General features: G+C 61.9%; 16 protein-coding genes. 10 read left to right on the top strand and 6 right to left on the bottom strand.

Going from position 1 to position 15,412, the window contains the following annotated elements; genetic code table 11:
- The first annotated feature begins 12 nt into the window (after positions 1-12).
- The 5 genes from pstA (at position 13) to PMM47T1_RS06335 (ending at position 5,702) form a co-directional block, all read left to right on the top strand.
- Positions 13-1,683, top strand: a complete 1,671-nt coding sequence (gene pstA, locus PMM47T1_RS06355; RefSeq protein ID WP_008366904.1) for a phosphate ABC transporter permease PstA — start codon at positions 13-15, stop codon at positions 1,681-1,683.
- 87 nt (positions 1,684-1,770) lie between these two features.
- Positions 1,771-2,607 (top strand): phosphate ABC transporter ATP-binding protein PstB, encoded by an 837-nt coding sequence (gene pstB / locus PMM47T1_RS06350; protein WP_043300803.1) that lies wholly within the window; start codon positions 1,771-1,773, stop codon positions 2,605-2,607.
- A 115-nt stretch (positions 2,608-2,722) separates the two neighbouring features.
- Positions 2,723-3,481: a phosphate signaling complex protein PhoU gene (phoU, locus tag PMM47T1_RS06345; RefSeq protein ID WP_008366900.1), complete on the top strand. Its 759-nt coding sequence runs from the start codon at positions 2,723-2,725 to the stop codon at positions 3,479-3,481.
- 162 nt (positions 3,482-3,643) lie between these two features.
- Positions 3,644-4,558: a response regulator gene (locus PMM47T1_RS06340; RefSeq protein WP_008366898.1), complete on the top strand. Its 915-nt coding sequence runs from the start codon at positions 3,644-3,646 to the stop codon at positions 4,556-4,558.
- A gap of 247 nt (positions 4,559-4,805) precedes the next feature.
- Complete coding sequence (locus PMM47T1_RS06335; protein WP_008366897.1) at positions 4,806-5,702, top strand: peptidoglycan DD-metalloendopeptidase family protein; 897 nt, start codon at positions 4,806-4,808, stop codon at positions 5,700-5,702.
- Positions 5,703-5,741: 39 nt separating this feature from the next.
- On the opposite strand, the gene PMM47T1_RS06330 is transcribed toward PMM47T1_RS06335, so the two are convergent.
- The 3 genes from PMM47T1_RS06330 to phoB all read right to left on the bottom strand — a co-directional run bounded on the left by PMM47T1_RS06330 (position 5,742) and on the right by phoB (position 9,236).
- Positions 5,742-7,082, bottom strand: coding sequence for a hemolysin family protein (locus tag PMM47T1_RS06330; RefSeq protein ID WP_008366895.1), 1,341 nt, complete (start codon positions 7,080-7,082; stop codon positions 5,742-5,744).
- A 99-nt stretch (positions 7,083-7,181) separates the two neighbouring features.
- Positions 7,182-8,468, bottom strand: a complete 1,287-nt coding sequence (gene phoR, locus PMM47T1_RS06325; RefSeq protein WP_238536603.1) for a phosphate regulon sensor histidine kinase PhoR — start codon at positions 8,466-8,468, stop codon at positions 7,182-7,184.
- A gap of 78 nt (positions 8,469-8,546) precedes the next feature.
- Positions 8,547-9,236: a phosphate regulon transcriptional regulator PhoB gene (gene phoB / locus PMM47T1_RS06320; RefSeq protein WP_008366891.1), complete on the bottom strand. Its 690-nt coding sequence runs from the start codon at positions 9,234-9,236 to the stop codon at positions 8,547-8,549.
- 147 nt (positions 9,237-9,383) lie between these two features.
- Here phoB and PMM47T1_RS06315 point away from each other — a divergent pair, with 147 nt between their 5' ends.
- On the top strand, positions 9,384-9,776 hold the full coding sequence (locus tag PMM47T1_RS06315) for a COG4315 family predicted lipoprotein (RefSeq protein WP_043300802.1): 393 nt from the start codon (positions 9,384-9,386) through the stop codon (positions 9,774-9,776).
- 148 nt (positions 9,777-9,924) lie between these two features.
- Here the strand turns inward: PMM47T1_RS06315 and ubiA are convergent, their stop codons facing one another.
- Both ubiA and PMM47T1_RS06305 read right to left on the bottom strand, forming a co-directional pair.
- Positions 9,925-10,815 (bottom strand): 4-hydroxybenzoate octaprenyltransferase, encoded by an 891-nt coding sequence (gene ubiA, locus PMM47T1_RS06310; protein WP_008366888.1) that lies wholly within the window; start codon positions 10,813-10,815, stop codon positions 9,925-9,927.
- Positions 10,815-11,333 carry a chorismate--pyruvate lyase family protein gene (locus tag PMM47T1_RS06305; RefSeq protein WP_050990390.1) on the bottom strand — a complete coding sequence of 173 codons (519 nt, stop codon included), beginning with the start codon at positions 11,331-11,333 and terminating at the stop codon, positions 10,815-10,817. Before PMM47T1_RS06305 ends, ubiA begins: the two co-directional genes overlap by 1 nt.
- 198 nt (positions 11,334-11,531) lie before the next feature.
- Between PMM47T1_RS06305 and PMM47T1_RS06300 the strand changes: the two genes are divergently transcribed.
- The 3 genes from PMM47T1_RS06300 (at position 11,532) to PMM47T1_RS06290 (ending at position 13,340) form a co-directional block, all read left to right on the top strand.
- Complete coding sequence (locus PMM47T1_RS06300; protein WP_008366884.1) at positions 11,532-11,699, top strand: rubredoxin; 168 nt, start codon at positions 11,532-11,534, stop codon at positions 11,697-11,699.
- Positions 11,700-11,727: 28 nt separating this feature from the next.
- Positions 11,728-12,876 (top strand): NAD(P)/FAD-dependent oxidoreductase, encoded by a 1,149-nt coding sequence (locus tag PMM47T1_RS06295; RefSeq protein WP_008366882.1) that lies wholly within the window; start codon positions 11,728-11,730, stop codon positions 12,874-12,876.
- A 188-nt stretch (positions 12,877-13,064) separates the two neighbouring features.
- Complete coding sequence (locus PMM47T1_RS06290) at positions 13,065-13,340, top strand: HU family DNA-binding protein (protein ID WP_008366879.1); 276 nt, start codon at positions 13,065-13,067, stop codon at positions 13,338-13,340.
- 149 nt (positions 13,341-13,489) lie between these two features.
- Here PMM47T1_RS06290 and PMM47T1_RS06285 read toward each other — a convergent pair whose 3' ends face one another.
- The gene (locus tag PMM47T1_RS06285; protein ID WP_008366877.1) at positions 13,490-13,825 is read right to left on the bottom strand and encodes a hypothetical protein; all 336 of its coding nucleotides are present in this window, start codon (positions 13,823-13,825) and stop codon (positions 13,490-13,492) included.
- A 260-nt stretch (positions 13,826-14,085) separates the two neighbouring features.
- Between PMM47T1_RS06285 and PMM47T1_RS06280 the strand changes: the two genes are divergently transcribed.
- Positions 14,086-15,099, top strand: coding sequence for a Gfo/Idh/MocA family protein (locus tag PMM47T1_RS06280; RefSeq protein ID WP_008366875.1), 1,014 nt, complete (start codon positions 14,086-14,088; stop codon positions 15,097-15,099).
- Positions 15,100-15,412 lie beyond the last annotated feature (313 nt).

The raw sequence follows: 15,412 nt of genomic DNA, 5'->3' as shown, positions 1-15,412 counted from the left end.
AGGTAGCGATCGGTGAAAAAGGATTCCCTCAAAGGCTGGTTCAAAAGCGGCTCGCCCGGCGTCTGGCTCAGTGGTGGTGCGGTGTCCGTTGCCGTGATCATGACTGTCGGCCTGCTGGCGTTGTTGGCCGTGCGCGGCCTTGGCCATTTCTGGCCGGCAAACCTGGTGCACGCCAGCTACGAAGTGCCTGGCCAGCCAGCTCAGGTGCTCATCGGCGAAGTGGTACAGAAAGAAGAGGTGCCGCGTGCGCAATTGGCTGGCGCCGGGCTGCCGGTGCCGGCGCAAGGCCCCGAATTCATGACCCGCGAACTGATCAAGATTGGTAACCGCGACATCGGTGGCATGGACTTCATCTGGGTGGTAGGCAACTGGCTCAAGGAGCAGGCCATGCCCAGGGAGCTGGTGACCGTCGAGCGCCGCGAGTGGGGCAACTTCTACGGCTACCTGGTCAACGTCAAGGAAAATGGCCAGGTCGTGGCTGAAGGTGATGCGGTGTTCGACCAGCTGTATCCGCGCATTGACCGGGTGAAACAGCTGGACGGCCAGCTCAAGCGCCTGGAGAAGGGTGAAATCGGCTCAATCAACGCCCAGCTCGAACGCATTCGCCTGCATGGCCGCAAGCTGGAGCTGGAGCACCGCCTGGACGCTACGGCGCAGGCGGACATGGACGCCGAGCGTGCGGCACTCAATGGCCAGTACCAGGACATCGAGTCGCGCCTTGGTGACCTGCATCAGGCCATCAACCGCGACAGCCTGACCGTGCGCGACATCAACGGCAAGGTCATGGAAATCAGCATGGGCAAGGTGTTGCACGCCTACCAGCCCAACGCCATGGGCGTGTTCAAGAAGCTGGGGTTCTATTTCGGCAAGGTCGGCGAGTTCCTGTCCCAGGACCCTCGCGAAGCTAACACCGAGGGCGGTGTGTTCCCGGCCATTTTCGGCACCGTGATGATGACCCTGATCATGGCCATGATCGTCACTCCCTTCGGCGTGCTGGCGGCGGTGTACCTGCGCGAATACGCACGCCAGGGCCCCTTGACCCGCTTGATTCGCATTGCCGTGAACAACCTGGCCGGCGTGCCGGCGATTGTCTACGGCGTGTTCGGCCTGGGCTTCTTCGTCTATGTGCTGGGCGGATCTGTGGACCGGATGTTCTTTCCTGAGGCGTTGCCGGCACCCACGTTCGGTACCCCCGGCCTGTTGTGGGCATCGCTGACCCTGGCGCTGCTGGCCGTGCCGGTGGTGATCGTGGCCACCGAAGAGGGCCTGGCGCGCATCCCGCTCAGCTTGCGTGAGGGCTCGTTGGCGCTGGGCGCTACCAAGGCCGAGACGCTGTGGAAGATTGTGCTGCCCATGGCGAGCCCGGCGATGATGACCGGCATGATCCTGGCCGTGGCCCGTGCGGCCGGCGAGGTGGCGCCGCTGATGCTGGTGGGTGTGGTGAAGATGGCGCCGTCGTTGCCGGTGGACGGTAACTACCCGTACCTGCACCTGGACCAGAAGATCATGCACCTGGGCTTCCATATTTATGACGTTGGCTTCCAGAGCCCGAACGTCGAGGCCGCGCGCCCGCTGGTGTATGCCACGGCGCTGTTGCTGGTGATGGTGATTGCCGCGTTGAACCTGTCGGCGGTCGCCCTTCGTAACCATTTGCGCGAGAAGTACCAGGCACTGGACAACTGATAGGCCGTCCGCCTGGTCATTCGCCGGCCGCCCCCTCGATGCGAGGCGGGCGGCTCAACCAACGCGCTGAACGCGTAGGGAGCAATCATGCAGCAAGATCCCAACAAGCCTGGCGGCGTCAGCCTCTCGGCCATCGGCCGCAAGCGCCAGGGCCTGAGCATGGCCAACGAGACGCTGGCCATCCAGGTTCCCGGCCTCAACCTGTTCTATGGCGCCAAGCAGGCGCTGTTCGACGTTGCCTTGGACATTCCCAAGCAGCGCGTGACTGCGTTCATCGGCCCGTCGGGCTGCGGTAAATCGACCTTGCTGCGCACCTTCAACCGCATGAATGATTTGGTGGACGGGTGCCGGGTGGAAGGCGAGATCAACCTCGAGGGCCATAACATCTACCGCAAGGGCGAAGACGTGGCCGAGCTGCGCCGGCGCGTGGGCATGGTGTTCCAGAAGCCCAACCCGTTCCCCAAGACCATTTACGAGAACGTGGTGTACGGCCTGCGCATCCAAGGCATCAACAAGAAGCGCGTGCTGGATGAGTCGGTGGAGTGGGCGCTGAAGGCCGCTGCGCTGTGGGAAGAGGTCAAGGACCGCTTGCACGAGTCGGCCCTTGGCCTGTCTGGTGGCCAGCAGCAGCGCCTGGTCATTGCTCGCACCATCGCCGTGGAACCACAGGTCTTGTTGCTGGACGAACCCTGTTCGGCGCTCGATCCGATATCCACGCTTAAAGTTGAAGAACTGATCTACGAACTGAAATCCAAATACACCATTGTGATCGTGACCCACAACATGCAGCAGGCTGCCCGGGTGTCCGATTACACAGCGTTCATGCACATGGGCAAGCTGGTGGAGTTCGGGGATACCGACACTCTGTTCACCAACCCTGCGAAACGGCAGACCGAGGATTACATCACCGGTCGCTATGGCTAAGAGCAGCTGCAAGCTTGTAGCGTCAAGCGGCAAGCAGAGGCACGCAAAGTTCTGGATCACACATAACCACTTGTAGCTTGCAGCTTGAAGCTTAAAGCTGTCGCGGAGCGACCCGATGATTGATAAAGATAGCCTTACGCACCACATCTCCCAGCAGTTCAACGCCGAGCTGGAAGAAGTCCGCAGCCACCTGCTGGCCATGGGTGGCCTGGTAGAGAAGCAGGTCAACGACGCCGTCACCGCGCTGATCGAGGCCGATTCGGGCCTGGCCCAGCAGGTTCGCGACGTTGATGAGCAGATCAACCAGATGGAACGCAACATCGACGAAGAGTGCGTGCGTATCCTGGCCCGCCGCCAACCGGCTGCTTCTGACCTGCGCCTGATCATCAGCATCTCCAAGTCGGTGATTGACCTGGAGCGCATTGGTGACGAGTCGACCAAGATCGCCCGCCGCGCCATTCAGCTGTGCGAAGAAGGCGAGTCGCCGCGCGGCTACGTCGAAGTGCGCCACATCGGCGACCAGGTACGCAAGATGGTCCGCGACGCGCTGGACGCGTTCGCCCGCTTCGACGCCGACCTGGCACTGTCGGTGGCCCAGTACGACAAGACCATCGACCGCGAATACAAGACCGCCTTGCGTGAGCTGGTCACCTACATGATGGAAGACCCGCGCTCGATCTCGCGCGTACTCAACGTGATCTGGGTGCTGCGTTCGCTGGAGCGCATTGGCGACCACGCGCGCAACATCTCGGAGCTTGTGATCTACCTGGTGCGCGGCACCGACGTTCGCCACCTGGGCCTTGCGCGCATGCGCGAGGAAGTCCAGGGCCGTGGCGATCGCGCTAATGTTCCGGGCGTTTCGGACGATAAGTAAGACTGCCCGACCAGAAATGCCCGGCCTTGCGCCGGGCATTTTCGTTTGCGGTGCGTGAAATGAATGGCACCCCGTGAACAAAGAGTCCCGGCGTGACTAATAAGTTTTGGCAAATGGCCATCAGTCAGCGCTATGCTTGCCGGGTAATCTTAGGAGTGGTCAATGAGTAAGGTCAGTGTGCTGGTTGTGGATGACGCCCCGTTCATTCGTGACCTGGTGAAGAAGTGCTTGCGCAACGCCTTTTCGGGCATGGTCATCGAAGACGCGGTAAACGGCCGCAAGGCCCAGGCCCTGTTGATGAAAGACAGCTTCGACCTGGTGCTGTGCGACTGGGAGATGCCGGAAATGTCGGGCCTGGAGCTACTGACCTGGTGCCGCGAGCAAGATAATCTCAAGGCCATGCCGTTCATCATGGTGACCAGCCGCGGCGACAAGGAAAACGTGGTACAGGCCATCCAGGCCGGCGTCTCGGACTTCATTGGCAAACCCTTCACCAACGACCAGTTGCTGACCAAGGTCAAGAAGGCACTGGCCAAGATCGGCAAGCTGGACGCCCTGACGGCGACACCCAGCAAGGCCTCTTCGCCCTTTGCCAATGATTCGCTCAGCGCCCTGACCGGCGGCAAGGCTGAAGTGGTACGTCCCGCAGCGGCTGCGGCGGCCCCTGCACCGGCCTCTCGCGGCGGCCTGCTCAACAACGCACCGCGCCCTGCAGCCACACCTGCGGCCGCATCCACCAGTAACCGTGGCCAGGGCCAGCTGCGCCTGTCCAGCGGCACCCAGCAGTGCGTGATCAAGGCCCTGAGCCTCAAGGAAGCACTGCTGGTGGTGCGCCGCGGGGAAGTGCTGCCCCAGGTACTGGAAAACGCCGTGCTGGACCTGGAGCAGGGCGACAACGCCGAAGTGGCGCGGTTGAACGGCTACCTGCACGCGATCGTCGCCCACGAGCCCAAGCCGGACAGCGACTGGCTGCAACTGACCTTTCGCTTTGTCGACCAGGACGCCCAGAAGCTCGATTACATCTCGCGCCTGATCGCCCGCGGCACGGCGCAGAAGCACTTCGTCCCCGGCGCCTGATACGCGTCCTTTGGGGGGCACGCAAGACAGCTGCTTTTGGGGAAGCCCAGTTTTCATGTGGGAACGGGCTCTGCCCGCGAAGCAAGCACCGCCCGGTATCAGGCAAGTGCGCGGTGCTCTTTTCGCGGGTAGAACCGGCTACCACAAAAGAAGGGGGTTGTCTGAAATATTCCGTTTATCTGTTTGGCGAACGTAGGCGACGGAGCTGCTAATCTTTGGTCCAGACCAATTATTCCAGATCGCCATCATGCAGCTACGCTCCCTTCTTTTCTGCGCCCTGGCCTTGGGCTGTACTCAGGCTGGTGCCACGACCATCTACAAGTACACCGACGCTTATGGCGTGACCTCCTACACCGACCGGCCCACCCACGGCGCCAAGGTGCTGGTATTCGCCGATCGCATGACCGAGCGGCTGGACCAGCAGGTGCATCTGGACGTGAACAAGCAGGCGGGCGTAACCACATTCTCGGCCCGCAACGAGTTGTACGCACCCGTTGAAGTGGAGCTGCGCTTGTCCAGCCTGGGTAACGTACGGGCCGGCACGCCGGCGGTGGTACGGCGCGTACTGCCTGCGCGCTCGACCGTTGCGCTGACGACCCTGGTGGCGCAAAAGCCTGGGCAGGCCCTGCGTTTCACGCAAAAATTCCGCTATTCGCTGGGTAACCCGTCAATGGTCGCCATGGGCTACCGCTATCCGCTGCCGTGGGTGGGCGGTCCGTTTCGCCTGACCCAGGGGCCTAACGGCACGTTCAGCCATTTCGGGCCTAAAAGCCGCTGGGCCATGGACATTGCGATGCCGGTGGGCACGCCGATCATCGCCGCGCGTGGCGGCACGGTGGTCAAGGTTGAGAACGACCAGGGCAGTGGCGGCAGCAACCCTTCCGGCAACTTCGTGCGCATACTGCACGATGACGGCACGATGGGCGTTTATCTGCACCTGATGCAGGGTTCGGTCAGCGTGCTGGAGGGTCAGCACGTGGCGGTGGGTACGCCGCTGGCGCGTTCGGGCAATACCGGCAACAGTACCGGGCCGCATTTGCACTTCGTGGTGCAGCGCAACGTGGGCCTGGGGCTGGAGTCGATTCCCTTCCAGTTCAACCAACCGGTGGGCAGCTTGCCCAACTTTGCGTTGGGCAATAAATAACGCAACACTTGTAGCCGCTGCCGCGAGGCTACAAAGCGGTTATTCGAGGCGCAGCACTTTGGCAAGGATGATCTTCGGGCCCTTCATCTTCTTGATGATGATGCGCAGCCCTTCGACTTCCAGCACTTCTTCCTCTTCCGGCACGCGCTTGAGGGTCTCGTACACCAGGCCAGCCAGGGTTTCGGCTTCGATGTGGTCCAGGTCAACGCTGAGCAGGCGCTCGACCTTGAACAGCGGCGTGTCACCGCGTACCAGCAGCTTGCCCGGCTGGTAGGCCATGATCCCGCGTTCGGCCTTGCGGTGTTCGTCCTGAATATCGCCCACCAGCACCTCCAGCACGTCCTCCATGGTCAGGTAACCGATGATCTTGCCATCGGCTTCCTCCACCAGGGCGAAGTGCGCGCCGCCCTTGCGGAACTGCTCCAGCAGGCGCGACAGTGGCATGTGTCGGGAAACACGCTCCAGCGGGCGGGTGAGTTCGGCCAGGTTGAACGACTCGGGGATATGGTCCAGGTCGGCCAGCTCCAGCAGCAGGTCCTTGATGTGCAACAGGCCGACAAACTCGTTGCGTCGGGCGTCGTACACCGGATAACGGCTGAATTTGTGGCGACGGAACATCGCCAGGATTTCCTTGAGCGGCGCATTGAAGTCCAGGCTTACCAGGTCTTCACGGGAGTTGGCCCAATCCACTACCTCCAGTTCGCCCATTTCCACCGCCGAGGCTAGCACGCGCATGCCTTGGTCGCTGGGATCCTGGCCACGACTGGAGTGCAGGATGAGTTTCAGTTCGTCGCGGCTGTAGCTGTGCTCGTGGTGCGGGCCTGGCTCGCCCTGGCCGGCAATGCGCAAGATGGCGTTGGCACTGGCGTTGAGCAGGTAGATGGCCGGGTACATGGCCCAGTAAAACAGGTACAGCGGCACCGCCGTCCACATGGACAGCAACTCGGGCTTGCGAATGGCCCAGGATTTTGGTGCCAGTTCGCCCACCACAATGTGCAGGTAGGAAATGACGAAGAAGGCGCTGAAAAACGACACCCCCTTGGCGACTTCCGGCGATTGCACGCCCAGCGCTTCCAGCAACGGTTCGAGCAGGTGCGCGAATGCCGGCTCACCGACCCAGCCCAGGCCCAGGGAGGCGAGGGTGATACCCAGCTGGCAGGCGGACAGATAGGCGTCGAGTTGACTGTGCACGGTGCGCAGGATCTGACCGCGCCAGCCGTGTTTCTCGGCGATGGATTCCACGCGGGTTGAGCGCAGTTTGACCATGGCGAACTCGGCGGCTACGAAAAAGCCGTTGAGCAACACCAGCAGTACAGCGAAAAGAATCATGCCGAAGTCGGCGAAGAGTGAAGCGAGGGTAAAGCCAGGGGAAGGGTCCATGATGGAGTTTTACGGGTTCCGTCTTCAGAAAAAGGGGGAGTAACGGCGCCTGAAATGCAGGCACAAGACTATCAATGTAGCGGTTGAACCGACGCTTGCCTAGAGCGCTTTGCGCCCCGGTGTCTGCATCACCCACTGCTGGGGCGCGAAAATGCAGGTGAAGGTGCTGCCCTGGCCTGGGGTGCTGCTGATCTCCAGGTGGCCACGGTGGCGCAGCAGCACATGCTTGACGATGGCCAGGCCCAGCCCGGTACCGCCGGTGGCCAAGGCGCGGCTGGAGTCCACGCGGTAGAAGCGCTCGGTCAGGCGCGGCAAGTGCTTGGCGTCGATGCCGATGCCCGAATCCTGCACGCTCATGTAGGCCATCTTGCCGTCGCCCCACCAGCGGATATGGATATTGCCTTCGGCGGGGGTGTACTTCACGGCGTTGAATATCAGGTTGGAAAACGCACTGCGCAGTTCCGACTCGCTGCCCTTGAGGCGAATGCTGTCGTCGGCTTCCAGGGTGATGCGCTGGTTGCGCTGGCCTGACAGCGCCTGGGCATCGCTCTTGATCGATTGCAGCAAGGCATAAACGGCCACGGGCTGGTTATCCGAGGGGTAGTCGGTGGCTTCCAGTTTGGCCAACAACAGCAGGTCATTGAGCAGGGTTTGCATGCGCCCGCCCTGTTGCTGCATTTGCTGCAGGGCGCGAGCCCAGCGCGGGTTCACGTCCTCGACGTTGTCGAGCAGGGTTTCCAGGTAACCGGCGATCACCGTCAGCGGCGTGCGCAGTTCGTGGGAGACGTTGGCGATGAAGTCCTTGCGCATCTGCTCCAGCTGGTGGATGCGGGTCACGTCGCGTACCAGCATCAGGTGCTCGTTGTTGCCGTAGCGGGTGATCAGCATCTGCACGCGCATGCGGTCGTTGACGGGCGAAGGGATTTCCAGCGGCTCGGCGTAGTTCTCGGCTTCAAAGTACTCCTTGAAGCGCGGGTGGCGTACCAGGTTGGTCACGGGCTGACCGCTGTCCTGGGGGGTCTTGAGGCCCAGCAGGGTCTCGGCGGCGCGGTTCCACCATTCAAGGTTGCCATCGCTGTCGAGCATGATGACTGCGTCGCGCAGGGCCGCCGTGGACTCCTGCACTCGGTCGATCACCGCTTGCAGGCGCCCGCGCACGCGCTGGTCGCGGCGTTGCAGGTGGTAGATGCTGTCGAACACGTCGCCCCACAGGCCGTAGCCATCGGGCGGTGCTTCATCCGGCTGATGCTGGTTGAGCCAGCGGTGCAGGCGCAGCAGTTGCTTGAGGGTCCAGCCCAGGTACACCGCCAGCCCTGCGGCCAGGCACCAGCCGTAGTAACCGCTGATCAGCCCTGCCAGTAAGCAAAGCGTGATCAATACCAGCATGTGCCGGATCAGGATGCTGTGCCAGTTCTGGTTCAATTAACGTCGCGTCCTTTCGAGTGATGGCCCGGCGCAGGGGCTTCAGCTTTTTGTGGAAAAGCGGTAGCCGGTGCCGCGCACGGTTTGTACCAGATTCTCGTAGGCGATGCCGAGGGCCTTGCGCAGGCGGCGAATGTGCACATCGACAGTACGCTCCTCGACATAGACGTTGCCGCCCCACACCTGGTCCAGCAACTGGCCACGGGTGTAGGCGCGTTCCTGATGGGTCATGAAGAACTGCAACAGGCGATATTCGGTAGGGCCCATTTCTGCCGGGCGCCCATCGATGGTCACGCGGTGGCTGATGGGGTCCAGCAGCAGGCCGCCGACTTCGATCGGCGCCTCGCCATCGCTGGGGCCTGCACGGCGCAGCACGGCCTTGAGGCGCGCCACCAGCTCGCGGGGCGAGAACGGCTTGGTGATGTAGTCGTCGGCGCCCACTTCCAGGCCCTGGATCTTGTTGTCTTCCTCGCCCTTGGCGGTGAGCATGATGATCGGGATGTCACCGGTCAGCTCATCGCGCTTGAGGCGGCGGGCCAGTTCGATACCCGAGGTGCCGGGCAGCATCCAGTCGAGCAGGATGAGGTCGGGCTTGCGGTCGACGATGATGGCGTGGGCCTGCTGGGAGTTTTCTGCCTCGAGGCAGTCATAGCCAGCCATTTCCAACGCGACGGCGATCATTTCGCGAATGGGCGCTTCGTCGTCAACGATCAGAATGTTTCTGCCAACCATGCTCAAACCTCTTGTCATTCAAGTGTCTTGGGGCGCATTAGATAACGGAATTATTGCAGTCGTGTGACAGGTTGCCGCTAGCCTACCAACTTCCCGACGCTGGGCTAAGCTCAAATTCCTTTACCAGAATAATGAGAGGTAAATCCAATGACACGACATACGCTGAACTGGATGGCCCTGGCTGGGGCATTGGCGCTGGCGATACCGGCCCTGTCCCAGGCAGCCGAACCTGCCATGGCGAAGGATGGCATGCTGGTGGACCACCACGGCATGACGCTCTACACCTACGACAAGGACGGTGACGGCAAGTCCAACTGCAACGACAAGTGCGCCGAAAACTGGCCGCCCCTGATGGCTGAAAGTGGCGCCAAGGATGACGGCGACTGGACCGTGGTGAAGCGTGACGACGGCAAGATGCAGTGGGCGTTCGGCGGCAAGCCGGTGTACACCTTCAAAATGGACAAGAAAGCCGGCGACAAGATGGGCGACGGCAAGATGGATGTCTGGCACGTAGTGCCAACGGATGCTGATGCTGATTGACCGCCAATAGCAGCCGCTTCCCTCCCTGCAGGGTACTGCCTTCTGTGGGAGTGGGCTCTGCCCGCGACAAGCACACTGCGCTGAGTCGGATTATCCGCAGCGTTGCCTTCGCGGGCAGAGCCCGCTCCCACACAAGTTGGAAGCAGGATCAGCGAAAGGCGTAGTCGGCGACGATGCCGACAAAAATTGCCAGCCCGGCCCAGTGGTTGTGCAGGAATGCCTTGAAGCATTTCATGCGCTCGCGGTCGCGAGTGCTGTGCCACTCCCAGGCAAAGCATGCGGCGGCGACCAGCAGCCCCAGGTGGTACCAGCCCCCCAGCTTGAACTGCGCCCCGGCCAGCAACAGGCACACCAGTGCCAGCCCCTGCAGCACCACGATGATCAGGCGGTCGGCTTCGCCAAACAGAATGGCTGTGGACTTCACGCCAATGCGCAGGTCGTCGTCACGGTCGGTCATGGCGTAGTAGGTGTCATACGCCACGGTCCACAGCAGGTTGGCGATGTACAGCAGCCAGGCGGCGGCGGGCAGGTGCCCGGTTTGGGCCGTGAAGGCCATGGGCATGCCCCAGGAAAACGCCGCACCCAGCACCACCTGCGGGTAATAGGTGTAGCGCTTCATGAATGGGTAGGTAGCCGCCAGCAGCAGGCCGCCGAACGACAGCCAGATGGTGGTGGCGTTGGTGCACAGTACCAGGGCAAAACTGGCCGCGATCAGCACGGCGAAAAACACCAGCGCTTCGCGCGAGCTGATGCGCCCGCTGACCAGTGGCCGTTGTTCGGTACGCTTCACATGGCCGTCGACCTTGCGGTCGGCAAAGTCGTTGATCACACAGCCTGCGCCGCGCATCAGCACCACGCCCAGCACGAAAATCAGGATATTGGCCAGCGACGGCCTGCCTTCGCCGGCAATCCACAGAGCCCACAGTGTGGGCCATAGCAGCAGGTAGATACCGATGGGCTTGTCCATGCGCGTCAGCTGGACGAAGTCCCAGGCACGCGGATGCACGCGGTTCAGGGATTTGAGCAGGCTTTGGTACATCAAGGGTTCTCCGCATCAAGTTGAGCGGCCGGCCACAGGGTCGGCAGAAAGACTTCGGCCACCAGCACGCGCAAACCTGCGCGATCAAAGCGCGAACGCCGTGCCCACAGGCCGTCGCCGGCCTGTTCGGCGGGCAGCCACTGCGCAGGGTACTGGCACACCTCGATGGGCTGGCGTTCGAAGGCTGGCGTGGTGAACAGCAGTTCGCCCAGCGAGCGGCTGCCCAAGGCCTCCAGCGCCAGGCCATCGGCTTCCAGCGCCTGGCGCCCGGCCACGCTGCGGGCAAACACCCACGGTGTGCCATGCCCGCGCAAGTACACCTCGCGAACCCAGCCGCTGCTGCCATCGGCCAGCCCCAGGGCCTTGCATTCATCGGCGCGCAGTACCTGCCATTGCTCGTGCAAGGGTGTGACACTGAAGTGGTCGCGGGAAAGGTGGGTGAGGCGACGGGTGAGCGAGCCCTGGTCGAACAACCAGGCGCATATCATGGCATCAGCCTGCGCTGGCGCCTGCGCCAACCAGGTGGGCGCTGTGTCGGGGGGCAAAGGGTGCGTCACGGTAAGCAGCTGTCTGCAAGCGGGTTAGCCGCCGAGCTTAGCATGCATTCGCGCTTGCATCTGTGCACAAGCCCCAGTACAAAACGCGCTGAGCCGGTCGACAGTGCAGTACCCATCGATCGACCGAGCCATCAGCCTGAACATCGAGGACATCGGTAAATGAAAAAGTGGCAGTGCGTGGTATGCGGTCTGATCTACAACGAAGCCGACGGCTGGCCTGATGACGGTATCGAACCAGGAACGCTGTGGCAGGACGTGCCCGAAGACTGGCTGTGCCCGGACTGCGGCGTGGGCAAAATGGATTTCGAAATGATCGAAATCGCCTGATACTCATTTCAACTCAAGGAATAGAACAATGACTGCACCTGTGGTGATCGTGGGAACAGGCCTGGCCGGCTACAACCTGGCGCGGGAGTTTCGCAAGCTGGACGGCGAAACGCCGTTGTTGTTGATCACCGCCGATGACGGTCGTTCCTATTCCAAGCCGATGCTGTCCACCGGTTTCGGCAAGAACAAGGACGCCGACGGCCTGAGCATGGCCGAACCGGGCGCCATGGCCGACCAACTCAAGGCCGAGATCCGTACCCATACCCGCGTAACGGGTATCGACCCGGGCCACAACCAACTGTGGGTGGGCGAAGAAGCCGTGCCGTATCGCGACCTGATCCTGGCCTGGGGCGCGCAGACTGTCAGCGTGCCGGTGCAGGGCGATGCCGGCGACGCGGTGTTCCCGATCAACGACCTTGAAGACTACGCGCGCTTTCGCGCTGCCGCCCAAGGCAAAAAACGCATTCTGCTGCTGGGCGCCGGCCTGATTGGCTGCGAGTTCGCCAATGACCTGATCGCCGGTGGCTATGAAGTACAGTTGGTGGCGCCTTGCGAACAGGTGATGCCGACGCTGTTGCACCCGGCTGCCGCTGCCGCCGTGCAGGCAGGCCTGGAAGGGCTGGGGGCGCGCTTCTATCTGGGCCCGGTGCTGAACCGCCTGCAACGGGTGGCCGATGGCCTGGAAGCGCACCTGTCCGACGGCGCGGTGCTGGCCTGCGACCTGGTGGTGTCGGCGATTGGCCTGCGCCCGCGCGTGGACCTGGCAGCCGCGGCAGGGCTTGAAACCAGCCGTGGCGTGGTAGTGGACCGCCACCTCAAGACCTCGCATGCAAATATCTACGCCCTGGGCGATTGCGCCGAAGTGGACGGGCTGAACCTGCTGTACGTGATGCCGCTGATGAGCTGCGCCCGAGCGCTGGCGCAGACCCTGGCAGGCAACCCCACCCAGGTCAGCTACGGCCCGATGCCCATCACCGTCAAGACACCTGTCTGCCCGCTGGTGGTTTCCCCTGTGCCACGGGGCCTTGAAGGCCAATGGCAGGTGGAAGGGCAGGGCGCCGACGTCAAGGCGCTGTGCCGGGATTCGGCCGGCAATCTGTTGGGTTATGCCCTGACCGGCGCGGCTGTGAGCGAAAAATTGGCACTCAACAAGCAGCTTCCTGCACTGCTGGCGTAAATAACCGTCTTTCTGTCGGAATAACCCGTTTTTTGCCCCCACAAACGTGGGGTGGACACTGGCGCAGCCTGTTGCGCCGTGCCATTCTCACTCGGTCTGCCGCAGCGTAGAGCCTGCGGCGCCTTGGGCGCTGTTCTGGAAGAACAGCACGGGCATAACAACAAAAAATCCGACAAAGGGGCTTCACTATGCGCAAACCAGAACTCGCCGCCGCTATCGCCGAAAAAGCAGATCTGACCAAGGAACAAGCCAACCGCGTGCTCAATGCGGTGCTGGAAGAAATCACCAACGCACTGCACAAGAAAGACAGCGTCACGCTGGTGGGCTTTGGCACCTTCCTGCAACGCCATCGCGGTGCCCGCACCGGCAAGAACCCGCAAACCGGTGAGCCGGTGAAGATCAAGGCCAGCAACACCGTTGCGTTCAAGCCAGGCAAGTTCCTCAAGGACAGCGTCAACCCATAAGCAAAAGCGCGCAAAAAAAGGGCCCCAAGCGGCCCTTTTTTGTTTCCTGCCATCACACCGCACCGCTGCCGCCAGGCTGCGCTGGCCTTGCATGCACTGAAGATCTCCAGCGAGGCACAAGGCCTGCGCAACCTTGGGTGTTTGCTACCTCAGATCAGTCTGTCGTCCTGGTCCAGCAGGTGGTCAAGGCCGCCCAGTTCGCCGCGAACCGCATCCCGGGACTTGAGCTTGGCCAGCGCCGCTTCCGGCAGGTCGGTGATGCGGATCACCCCCTTGCTGGTCAGTACCTGAATCAGGTCATCGAGCACGCGGATCATGTCCATGTCGCTCTGGCGCAACTGCTGCAAGCGGCCTTCTATGGTGCTGCGCGCGTACCAGGCCTTGATATCCGGGTGGTCGGGTGCCAGGGCGTCGTCCGCTTCGGGGTAAGCCGACTCTTCCACGCGAATCAGTTGGCCGTGTGCATTGCGTTGCACGTAGTACATGGGGGGCCCCTCCTTGAGATGACCGGTAACGTTCAACAAGCAGCTTAGGCTAGCTTGCCGAAAGCAAGTCGACATTGCCAGCCTGGCAACGATGAGTTTACGAAGGCTTGCGGGCAAGAAATAAAACAAAAATTCCAAATAAATTATTTATAGAAAAATAATTGATTTCCCCTGTGCGGCGTTCTAGCCTGAGATCACTCGAACGGCTTTCAGCCGAAAGCCTGGATCAAGCGGCCCACAACAACAAATCAGGAGCCAACATGACCTTGAATATCGGTGTCATCGGGACCGGTGCCATTGGCCGGGATCATATCCGCCGTCTCAGCTTCGCCCTGGCGGGCGCGCGGGTGGTGGCGGTCAACGACATCAACGCCGAACAGGCGCGTGCCGTGGTTACGCAACTGGGAATAGACGCCGAGGTGTACGGCAGTGGTCATGAATTGATCAATGCAGCCAACGTGCAGGCCGTGGTGGTGACCTCCTGGGGGCCCAGCCATGAAGAGTTCGTGCTGGCAGCCATCGCCGCTGGCAAGCCGGTATTTTGCGAAAAACCGTTGGCGGTGACCGCCGAGGGCTGCCGCAAGATCGTCGAGGCGGAAATGGCCCATGGCAAGCGCCTGGTCCAGGTGGGCTTCATGCGCCCGTTTGACCAGGGTTATCGCGCCCTCAAGGCGGTGATCGACAGCGGTGAAATTGGTGTGCCACTGATGCTTCATTGCGCTCACCGCAACCCCGAAGTGCCCCAGGCCTATGGCACCAGCATGGCCATTACCGACACGTTGATCCACGAACTGGATGTGCTGCGCTGGCTGATCGACGATGACTACGTGTCGGCCCAGGTCGTGTTCCCGCGCAGTACCCAGCATACCCATGCGCAGTTGCGCGACCCGCAGATTGTGCTGCTGGAGACCGCCAAGGGCGTGCGCATCGACGTGGAAGTGTTCGTCAACTGCAAGTACGGCTACGACATCCAGTGTGAAGTGGTAGGCGAGCAGGGCATCGCCCGCCTGCCGGAACCCTCCAGCGTGCAGTTACGCAGCGGCGCGAAGCTGTCCACCGGCATCCTGATGGACTGGAAAGACCGCTTCATTGACGCCTATGACGTGGAATTGCAGGCCTTCATCAAGGGTGTGAACAGCGGCCAGCTTAGCGGCCCGTCGGCCTGGAACGGTTATGCCGCCGCAGTGGCCGCCGACGCCTGCACCCTGGCGCAGACCAGCGGCAAGATCGAACGCATCGACCTGCCGACCCGCCCGGCGTTCTACGCCGACTGACCACCTGGCCCGGAGCTGCCGCAGGCTGCGAAGGCACGCACAGTGTGCCCGCGATCGACATGACAACGCCGAACGTCCTGCGGACCTGTTCGCAGCCTTTCGGCAGCTCCAACGATATCAACCTCGCACGAAAAGCTAGGCTGGGATTTTTTCCGGCGCCGGGATCTCTTTTCCCCGTACATCCCCGTACTGTTGCGTCTATAACAAATGGGCTGCCAGCCATTCGCGCTGCTTTGCGAAATGTCTAGCCGCCACTATTGACGGAGGGGGACACCTTGTCCGAATATAGATAGTTAGCGAACTATGAATATCG

The organism is Pseudomonas sp. M47T1 (assembly GCF_000263855.1).
Taxonomy (GTDB): domain Bacteria; phylum Pseudomonadota; class Gammaproteobacteria; order Pseudomonadales; family Pseudomonadaceae; genus Aquipseudomonas.
This window is presented reverse-complemented; position numbering and strand designations above follow the sequence as displayed.